The following is an 8,831-nucleotide window of genomic DNA, read 5'->3' as shown; positions in this document are numbered from 1 at the left end:
GGATCGACGTGGTCGGCGGCCTGCTGCTGGCCCTGGCGCTCGGCCTGCTCGTCGCCGGCCTGTACAACCCCGACCCGGGCACGTCCGTGCTGCCCCCGTGGGGCCTGCCGGCGATCATCGCGGGGGCCGCGGCGGGCGTCGCGTTCGTCGCCTGGGAGGTACGCGCCCGCACTCGGCTGATCGACCTGGCCGGGGTGGCGCGCGGGCCGTTCCTCGCCACCCTCGCGGTCAGCCTCCTGGCCGGATCCGCGCTGCTGGTCACCCTCGTGGACGTGCAGCTGTCGGCGCAGACGCTGCTCGGTCTGGGGACGCTGGACGGCACGCTGGTGCTGTCCCGCTTCCTCGTCGCGCTGTCCGTGTCCGCCCTGCTCGGCGGGGTCATGGCCCGCCGGTACGGCGAGCGCCCGGTCACGGTCCTCGGGATGGCGGTCGCCGCGGCCGGCTACGTCCGCATCGGCCAGTGGCCGCTCGACCTGGCCTCCGCCGGGTACCGGATGGACGCCGACCTGATCACGGCCGGCCTGGGTCTCGGCCTGGTCATCGCGCCGGTCTCCTCGGCGGTGCTGCGCGCCGTGCCGTCCGACCGGCACGGGGTGGCCTCGGCCGCGGTGGTCGTGGCGCGGATGATGGGCATGCTGCTGGGCGTGGCGGCCCTGTCCGCCTGGGGTTTCCACCGGTTCCAGTCGCTCACCGCCCACCTGGACACGCCGCTGCCGTTCGGCGTCGAGGCCGACGTCTACGCGCGGCGCCTGGCGGAGTACGAGGCGCGGGTGAAGGCCGCGCTGCACACCGAGTACAGCGAGATCTTCCTGATCACCGCGGTCCTGTGCGCCGTCGGAGCGCTGGCGGCGCTGTTCCTGCCGCGCCGGGCGGGCGCACGGGCGCCGGGGTGACCTCCGGCCCCGCTCACCCCGGCGGCACCGCTCACCCCGGCGGCGCCGGAACGGCCCCGGTCAGCAGGTCGAGCGCGGCCGCGGTGGCGTCGTCGGCCGGCAGGTGCACGATCAGGCGCTGCTCGTCGGTGTCGGGGATCTCCAGGCTCTCGTAGGCCAGCAGCAGCTCTCCCGCCAGGGGATGCGCCCACCGCTCGACGCCCGTGCGGCCGGGCAGGGCGGCCGGGGCCGCGAAGCGGTCGCCGAAGGGGGGACCGGCGGCGGCGGTCAGCTCCTCGGCGAGGGCCGCGGCGTGGCGGTCGCCGAGGGCCGCGGCGGCCCGCAGGCCGGCTGCCCGCGCGTCGGCGACGCGGTCCCAGTCGGGGAAGGCGGCCCGTGCCCGGGCGTCGGTGAAGACGAACCTGGTGAGGTTGGGCGGACGGGCGTCCAGCAGGCCGACGGGGCCCGCGAGCCGCTCGTAGCCGGCCGTGCGGGCGAGTATCCCGCCCAGCCGGTCGACCACCAGCGCCGGGGCCGGTTCGAGCCGGTCGAGCAGCGCCCTCACCGTGGGGCGTACCGAGTGGGGCCGCGGCGCGCCGCCCTGGCAGGAGCCGCCGGTCACCGTCTTGACCAGGCGGTGCAGGTGGACCCGCTCGTCGGCGGAGAGGCCCAGCGCGTCGGCGAGCGCGGCGAGCACCTCGGCGGAGGGGCGGCGGTCGCGCCCCTGCTCCAGGCGCGTGAGGTACTCCACGCTGACTCCGGCGAGCGTGGCCAGCTCGGCGCGGCGCAGCCCGGGGGTACGGCGGCGCGGCCCGCCGGGGAGCCCCACGTCGGCGGGGGCGACGGCCTCTCTCCGGGCGCGCAGGAACGCCCCCAGCTCGTTGTCTCCCATGGGGGGAGTCTACGCGGCGCGCGCCGCCCCGCCGTGATCATGGCCCTGCCGGGACCAGTCTCACCGCGGCCTCCCCGGGCCGCGCCCGGCCCGGCAGTCTCGGATCCATGAGCGTGTTCACCGATGATGAAGTCGCCTACCTGACCGGTCAGCCGCTGGGACGGCTCGCCACGGTCGGCCGCGACGGCAGACCCGCGGTCAGACCCGTGGGGGTCATCTACGACCCCGAGACCGAGGCGATCGTGATCGGCGGGGTCGCCGGCTCCGGCATGGCGGGGAGCAAGAAGTTCCGCGACTCGCGGCACAACCCCGACGTGGCGTTCGTCGTCGACGACCTCGCGGCCGTGGATCCGTGGACGCCGCGCGGGATCGAGATCCGCGGGCGCGCGGAGACCCGCACCGAGGGCGGGGAGCGGGTGGGCGAGCGCCTCGGCGCGCCGTTCCCGTTCGACCCCGCGTGGATCCTGATCCGCCCGCGGCGGATCCTGACCTGGGGCATCAGCACCGGCTCCTTCGAGATGTCGGCACGCGACGTGCCCTGAGACCGCAGGTGCCCCGGAGCCTCACCGCCCGCCGGGACCTGCCGCGGCGGTCCGGGAGCGGCGGGGCCGGGGACCGCTCGCCCCGAACACGACCGATCCTGAAAGGACCCTCCTTGCGTTACCGACTGCTGGGCCGGACCGGCCTGCGGGTGTCGGAGCTGTTCTTCGGCGCGATGACCTTCCACGAGCGCGGCGGCCCCGAGGCCGCGCAGGAGTACCGCGCCATGCTCGACGCCTACGCCGACGCCGGGGGCAACGTCGTCGACACCGCCTCGGCGTACGGCGAGAGCGAGGACGTCCTCGGCGGGCTCCTCGCCGGCCGCCGTGACCGCTTCGTCGTCTCCACCAAGTACACGCTCTCCCGCGACCGCACCGACCCGAACGCCGCCGGCAACCACCGCAAGAACCTCACCCTGTCGCTGGAGCGCAGCCTCCGGCGGCTGCGGACCGACTACATCGACCTGTACTGGGTGCACATCTGGGACCGCCACACCCCGGTGGAGGAGACGATGCGGGCGCTGGACGACGCCGTGCGCGCCGGGAAGATCCTCTACGTGGGCGTCTCCGACGCCCCGGCCTGGCTGGTCGCCCGCGCCTGCACGCTGGCGGAGTGGCGGGGCTGGACGCCGTTCGCGGGCCTGCAGGTGCCGTACAACCTGCTCAGGCGCGACATCGAGCGGGAGCTGCTGCCGATGGCCGAGGCGTTCGGGATGAGCGTCGCCGCCTGGGGACCGCTCGCCGGCGGGGTGCTGTCCGGGAAGTTCACCGGACCGGGAGGAGCCGGCGGGGCCACCCGGGTCGACCCCGGTTCCCTCACCCCCCGCGACCACGCGGTCGCGCGCGCCGTACGGGAGGTCGCGGGCGAGCTGGGCGCGACCCCGGCCCAGGTGGCGATCGCCTGGACCCGCGCCCGCTCCGCCGCCGTACACCCGATCATCGGCGCGCGCGACACCGCGCAGCTCAAGGAGAACCTGGGCGCGGCAGGCCTCGTCCTCCCCGGGGAGGCGGTGCGGCGGCTGGAGTCGGCGGCGGAGTTCGCCCTGGGCTTCCCCGGCGACTTCATCGCCGAGTGCGAGGCCGACCCGTGGGTGTTCGGCGAGGCGTACGCGAGGACCGCCGCCCGGCCGTAGACCGTACGGCCCGGCGGGCGCCGGGCCGTACGGCGGCGGTGTCCCCGGCGGTGCCGCGCGCACCCCCCGGGTGCCGCCCGCGGCGCCGCCGCTTGCCGTCGCTGCTACTTCTTCTTCTGGGCCTGCTTCTTCTCCCGGATCCGCATCGTGACGTCGATGGGGGAGCCGGCGAACCCGAACTCCTCGCGGATCCGGCGCTCGATGAAGCGGCGGTAGGTCTCCTCCAGGAACCCCGAGGTGAACAGCACGAACTTCGGCGGCTCCGTCGACGCCTGCGTGGCGAAGAGGATCTTGGGTTGCTTGCCGCCCCGCACCGGCGGCGGGGTCGCCGCGACCAGCTCGGACAGGAAGGCGTTCAGGCGGGCCGTCGGCACCCGGGTGGACCAGGACTCCAGGGCCCGCTCGATCGCCGGGACCAGCCGGTCCACGTGCCAGCCGGTCTTGGCGGAGATGTTGACGCGCAGCGCCCACGGCACGCGGACGAGCTGCCGGTCGATCTCCTTCTCCAGGTAGTAGCGGCGGTCCTCGTCGAGCAGGTCCCACTTGTTGAACGCCACGACCATGGCCCGGCCCGACTCGATCACCAGCGAGATGATCCGCAGGTCCTGCTCGGTCAGCACCTCGCTGGCGTCGATGAGCACGACCGCCAGCTCCGAGCGCTCCAGGGCGCTCCTGGTCCGCATGCTGGCGTAGAAGTCGGCGCCCTTGAGCTCGCGGTCGCGGCGGCGGATGCCGGCGGTGTCCACGAAACGCCAGGTCTTCCCGCCGAGCTCGATCAGCTCGTCGACGGGGTCGCGCGTGGTGCCGGCCATCGGGTCGACCAGGACGCGCTCGCTGCCCGCGAGCTTGTTCAGCAGCGAGGACTTGCCCACGTTGGGCTTGCCGAGCAGCGCGATCCTGCGCGGCCCCCGTTCGGCGCCGAAACGCTGCGGCGGCGTCTCGGGCAGCTTGTCGAGCACCACGTCGAGCAGGTCGCCGCTGGAGCGGCCGTGCAGGGCCGAGACCGGGTGCGGCTCGCCCAGGCCGAGCGACCAGAGCGCGGCGGCCTCCAGCTCCATCTGCTGGTTGTCGACCTTGTTCGCGGCCAGGATCACCGGCTTGCCCGAGCCGCGCAGCACATGGCCGACGATCTCGTCGGAGTCGGTCACCCCCACCGCGGCGTCCACCACGAACAGGATGACGTCGGCCAGCTCGGCCGCGATCTGCGCCTGCTCGGCGATCCGCTGGGCCATGCCGGTCGCGTCGGGGTCCCACCCGCCGGTGTCGACCACCGTGAAGCGGCGCCCCCGCCAGGTGGCCTCGTAGGTCACCCGGTCGCGCGTCACGCCGGGCACGTCCTCCACGACCGCCTCCCGGCGGCCGATGATCCTGTTGACCAGGGTGGACTTGCCCACGTTGGGCCGGCCCACCACGGCCACCACCGGAAGCGGGCCGGAGTCCGGCGCCTCCTCCTGCGAGCTGTCGTCGGTACCCAGATCGGCGAGCTCTGCGTCGATCCAGCCGCGGTCTTCGTCGTGTTCCGTCACGCCTTTTCCTTGATCACACGTAGGACCTCGGCGATGACCTCATCGAGGTTCAGCGCCGTGGTGTCGAGTTCGACGGCGTCGGCCGCCATCGCCAGCGGGTCGGTCTTCCTCGTCGAGTCCAGGGTGTCGCGCCTGGCCATCGCGGCCTTCTGCGCCTCCACCGTGGTGCCGGCCAGCTCCGCGCTGCGACGGGCCGCCCGGGCGTCCGCGCTCGCGGTCAGGTAGATCTTGACCGGGGCGTCCGGCGCGACCACGGTGCCGATGTCCCGGCCCTCCACGACGATGCCGCCCGCCCCGATGATCTCCCGCTGCTCGGCGACGAGCCGGCGCCGCACCTCGGGCACGGCGCTGACCGCGGAGACGGCCGAGGTGACCTCGGCCGTGCGGATGGGCCCGGCCACGTCGGTCCCGTCCACGGCCACCGCCGGAGCGCCGGGGTCGGTCCCCATCGTCAGGACCGGCTCCAGGGCCCGGGCCGCGATCGCCGCCGGGTCGTCCAGTGCGACCTCCTGCCGGAGCATCCACCAGGTGACCGCCCGGTACATCGCACCGGTGTCGAGATAACGCAGCCCCAGCGCCCGTGCGACCCCGCGCGACACGCTCGACTTGCCCGACCCCGAAGGCCCGTCCATTGCGACGACCAGTCCGGTCACCGTGTTCATCTGTGGCTCGCTCCGCTCGTGGACGCCCCGCGCCGGACGGACCTGCGCCCGTGCCCGCGGGGCGGCTTACCGCCCGTTTGAGTTGTCCGTACGAGGCTACCGGGAGTCCGGAGCCGGCCGCGCACCGAGCGTCAGGGCAGGTGCCACCCGTGGGCGCGCAGCGCCCGCACCAGGGCGTCCACGGCCTCCGGCTGCACCGACAGGTCGGCGGCGCCCAGCGGCAGGCCGGGAGCGTGCTCCAGGCGGACGTCCTCGATGTTGACGCCGGCCGCCTGGGCCACCTGGAACAGCCGGGCCAGCTCGCCCGGGCGGTCGCCGATGATGACCTGGACGGTCGCGTAGTCCCGCGCCGGGCCGCCGTGCTTGCCGGGGATCCGGCCGGTGCCCGCGACCCCGCGCCTGAGCAGGTCGGTGACCGTACCCATCCCGGGGCCCGTCTCCGCGCCCGTCACGGGTCCGGCCGCCGCGGCGGCCGGGGCGCCGTCCCGCGGAACCGCCCCGTCCGCCGGAGCCTCCGGCGCACCGGCGGCGGCCCGCAGGCCGGCCGCGGCGGCGGCCAGGTCGGCCGCCACCGCCTCCAGGACCTCGGCCACCGGGAGCGCGTTGCCCGACAGGATCCCGGTCCACAGGCCCGGGTCCCCGGCGGCGATCCGCGTGACGTCCCGCACCCCCTGCCCGGCCAGGCCCAGCGCGGTGGCGGGGGCGTCGGCGAGCCGGGCGGCCACCGCGGCGGCCGCCACGTGCGGGGCGTGCGAGACGAGGGCCACGGCCCGGTCGTGCTGGACGGCGTCCACCTCGACGGCCTCGCCGCCGCAGAGCTTGACCAGTCCGCGCAGGACCTCCAGCGCGTCGGGCGAGGTCTCCTCCGTCGGGCACAGCGCCCACGGGCGGCCGAGGAACAGGTCGGCGCGGGCCGCGGCGGGACCGGAGCGCTCCCGCCCCGCCAGGGGGTGCCCGGCCGCGTAGACGGACAGGTCGCAGCCGAGCCGCCTGGCCTGCCGGATCGGGAGCGCCTTGACGCTGGCCACGTCCGTGTAGAAGCGCGCGGCCCCGGCCCGCTGGAGCTCCGCGAGCCGCTCGGCGACCACGGGCGGCGGGACGGCGACGACCGCCAGGTCCACCGGCCGCCCGGGGTGCCACTCCGCGTCCGCCGGCAGGTCGGCGGGGCGGCCCGGGGTCCACTCGACGCCCGCGCCGAGCTCGCTGGCCAGCCGTACGGCCGCCGGGTCGCGGTCGGTCAGGTAGACCGTGACGCCGTGCTCGCGCAGGGCCAGGGCGACGGAGGTGCCGATCAGGCCCGTGCCGACGACGAGGACGGACTCCAGGCCGCTCATGTGTCCTCCCGGGACGTGGTCGCGCATGAGGGAATCATTGGGCGATGTCCACCCTCAACGCCACCGCGCCACGCAGGTAGACGTGCTGGATCTCCTGTCGGGGCCTGTCGGTCTCCACGTGCGCCATCAGCCGCACGACGTGCGGCAGCGCGCCCGGCACGTCGATCTCGGTGCAGCAGATCAGCGGCACGTCGTGGAAGCCGAGCTTGCGGGCGGCCAGCGCGGGGAACTCCGCGTTCAGGTCGGGCGTCGCCGTGAAGATCACGCTGATCACGTCGTCGGTGGTGAGCCCGTTGCGCTCCATCACCTCGGTGACCAGCTCGGTGACCCCGGACAGGATCGCGTCACGGTCGTTGCCCTCGACCTGGATCGCACCGCGGATCGCCCGCACCATCGTCGTTCCTCCGTACTGTTCACGCCGGATCGCCCGTCGCGATCCGGCGTGTCCCGAACGTCTGCATTCAGGAAGATTACAGTCCGACGGCGGCGTACAGCTCTCCGACCTCCCTGGTCGTCAGCGCGCGCACGGTGCCCGGCTTGAGGCGGCCCAGCTTCACCGGGCCGAACTCGATGCGGGCCAGGTCGATGACCGGGTGCCCGACCTCCTCCAGCAGGCGGCGGACGATGTGCTTGCGCCCCTCGTGCAGGACGATCTCGACCAGAGACTGCTGCCCGTGCTCCTGCACCACGCTGAAGGAGTCGACCCTGACGACGCCGTCCTCCAGCTCGACGCCCTTCTTCAGGCGGCGGACCAGGTCCGGCTTGATCCGGCCGGGGACCTTCGCCCAGTACTTCTTCTGCACGCCGTAGCTGGGGTGGGTCAGGCGGTTGGCCAGCTCCCCGTCGTTGGTGAGCAGGATCAGGCCCTCGGTCTCGGTGTCGAGCCGGCCCACGTGGAACAGGCGCTCGGAGCGGTCGGCCACGTAGTCGGCGAGCGACGGGCGCCCCTCGGGGTCGGACATGGTGCTGACCACGCCGATCGGCTTGTTGATGGCGAAGTAGACCAGGTCGGGCATGGTCGGCAGGCGCTTGCCGTCCACGTGGATGACCTGCTTCGTCGGGTCGACGCGGGCGCCGAAGCGGCGGACCACCTGGCCGTCGACCGTCACCCGGCCCTCGCCGATCATCGCCTCGCAGGCGCGCCGGCTGGCCACCCCCGCCTGGGCGAGCACCTTCTGCAGCCGGACGCCGTCCGGGACCTCGGTGGTGTCGCGCTCGTCGGTGTAGTCGTCGCCGTAGAAGTCGAAGTCCCGCTTGGGCTGGCGGGCGGTCTTGAACCTGTCGTTCTCGATCGTGCCCGGCCGGCGCCCGGCCTTCGCCGCGGGGGCGCGGTCCGGGGCGGGACGGCCCCGCTCGGGACGGCTCTGGCCGTACCCGGAGCGTCCGCCGCCGATCGTCTGGATCTCGTCTCGGCGGCCGCCGGCCCTGCCGTACCGGCCGCGCGAGCCGCCTCGCTCCTCCCGGCGGGGGGCCTCGACGCGGAAGTCCGGGCGGTCGTCGCGGTGCCCGGAACCGGCCCGGTCGCCGCGGAAGCCGCGGTCGTCGCGAGAGCGGAAGCCCCCGCGCTCGCCCTCGGACGGCCTGCCGTACCGGCTGCGCGAACCGCCCCGCTCCTCACGGAACCCGCCCCGCTCGTCCCGACGCGGGCCCTCGGCGCGGAACCCGCCCCGCTCGTCCCGACGCGGACCCTCGGAGCGGAAACCGCCCCGGTCCGCCCGGAACCCGCCGCGCTCCTCACGGAACCCGCCCCGCTCGTCCCGACGCGGACCCTCGGAGCGGAAACCGCCCCGGTCCGCCCGGAACCCGCCGCGCTCCTCACGGAACCCGCCCCGCTCGTCCCGACGCGGACCCTCGGAGCGGAAACCGCCCCGGT

The 8,831-nt window shown here is 75.0% G+C and carries 9 protein-coding genes; 3 read left to right on the top strand and 6 right to left on the bottom strand.

Translation table 11 applies throughout. The features are described from left to right. A partial coding sequence (locus ABD823_RS33790) for an MFS transporter (protein ID WP_486352091.1) occupies nucleotides 1-893 on the top strand: 893 nt, incomplete at its 5' end. Nucleotides 894-924: 31 nt separating this feature from the next. Here ABD823_RS33790 and ABD823_RS33785 read toward each other — a convergent pair. Further along, the gene (locus ABD823_RS33785) at nucleotides 925-1,764 is read right to left on the bottom strand and encodes a helix-turn-helix domain-containing protein (RefSeq protein ID WP_344866922.1); all 840 of its coding nucleotides are present in this window, start codon (nucleotides 1,762-1,764) and stop codon (nucleotides 925-927) included. A gap of 107 nt (nucleotides 1,765-1,871) precedes the next feature. Between ABD823_RS33785 and ABD823_RS33780 the strand changes: the two genes are divergently transcribed. Together ABD823_RS33780 and ABD823_RS33775 are read left to right on the top strand one after the other, a co-directional pair. Then, the gene (locus tag ABD823_RS33780; RefSeq protein ID WP_344866920.1) at nucleotides 1,872-2,306 is read left to right on the top strand and encodes a PPOX class F420-dependent oxidoreductase; all 435 of its coding nucleotides are present in this window, start codon (nucleotides 1,872-1,874) and stop codon (nucleotides 2,304-2,306) included. Between the two features lie 113 nt (nucleotides 2,307-2,419). Beyond that, nucleotides 2,420-3,436 carry an aldo/keto reductase gene (locus ABD823_RS33775; protein ID WP_344866918.1) on the top strand — a complete coding sequence of 339 codons (1,017 nt, stop codon included), beginning with the start codon at nucleotides 2,420-2,422 and terminating at the stop codon, nucleotides 3,434-3,436. Between the two features lie 104 nt (nucleotides 3,437-3,540). On the opposite strand, the gene der is transcribed toward ABD823_RS33775, so the two are convergent. The 5 genes from der to ABD823_RS33750 form a co-directional block, all read right to left on the bottom strand. Then, nucleotides 3,541-4,962, bottom strand: coding sequence for a ribosome biogenesis GTPase Der (gene der, locus ABD823_RS33770; RefSeq protein WP_344866916.1), 1,422 nt, complete (start codon nucleotides 4,960-4,962; stop codon nucleotides 3,541-3,543). Then, a complete protein-coding gene (gene cmk / locus ABD823_RS33765) occupies nucleotides 4,959-5,624 on the bottom strand; it encodes a (d)CMP kinase (protein ID WP_344866914.1) in 666 nt (221 codons plus the stop codon). The genes der and cmk overlap by 4 nt, the downstream gene beginning before the upstream one ends. A gap of 131 nt (nucleotides 5,625-5,755) precedes the next feature. Beyond that, a complete protein-coding gene (locus ABD823_RS33760; RefSeq protein ID WP_344866912.1) occupies nucleotides 5,756-6,958 on the bottom strand; it encodes a prephenate dehydrogenase in 1,203 nt (400 codons plus the stop codon). 34 nt (nucleotides 6,959-6,992) lie between these two features. Next, nucleotides 6,993-7,352 (bottom strand): chorismate mutase, encoded by a 360-nt coding sequence (aroH, locus tag ABD823_RS33755; RefSeq protein WP_344866910.1) that lies wholly within the window; start codon nucleotides 7,350-7,352, stop codon nucleotides 6,993-6,995. 76 nt (nucleotides 7,353-7,428) lie between these two features. Then, nucleotides 7,429-8,831: pseudouridine synthase (locus ABD823_RS33750; RefSeq protein ID WP_344866908.1), on the bottom strand; the 1,403-nt coding region annotated here is incomplete at its 5' end.

It is taken from the genome of Planomonospora alba, assembly GCF_039534085.1.
In the GTDB taxonomy this organism is placed as follows: domain Bacteria; phylum Actinomycetota; class Actinomycetes; order Streptosporangiales; family Streptosporangiaceae; genus Planomonospora_B; species Planomonospora_B alba.
This window is presented reverse-complemented; position numbering and strand designations above follow the sequence as displayed.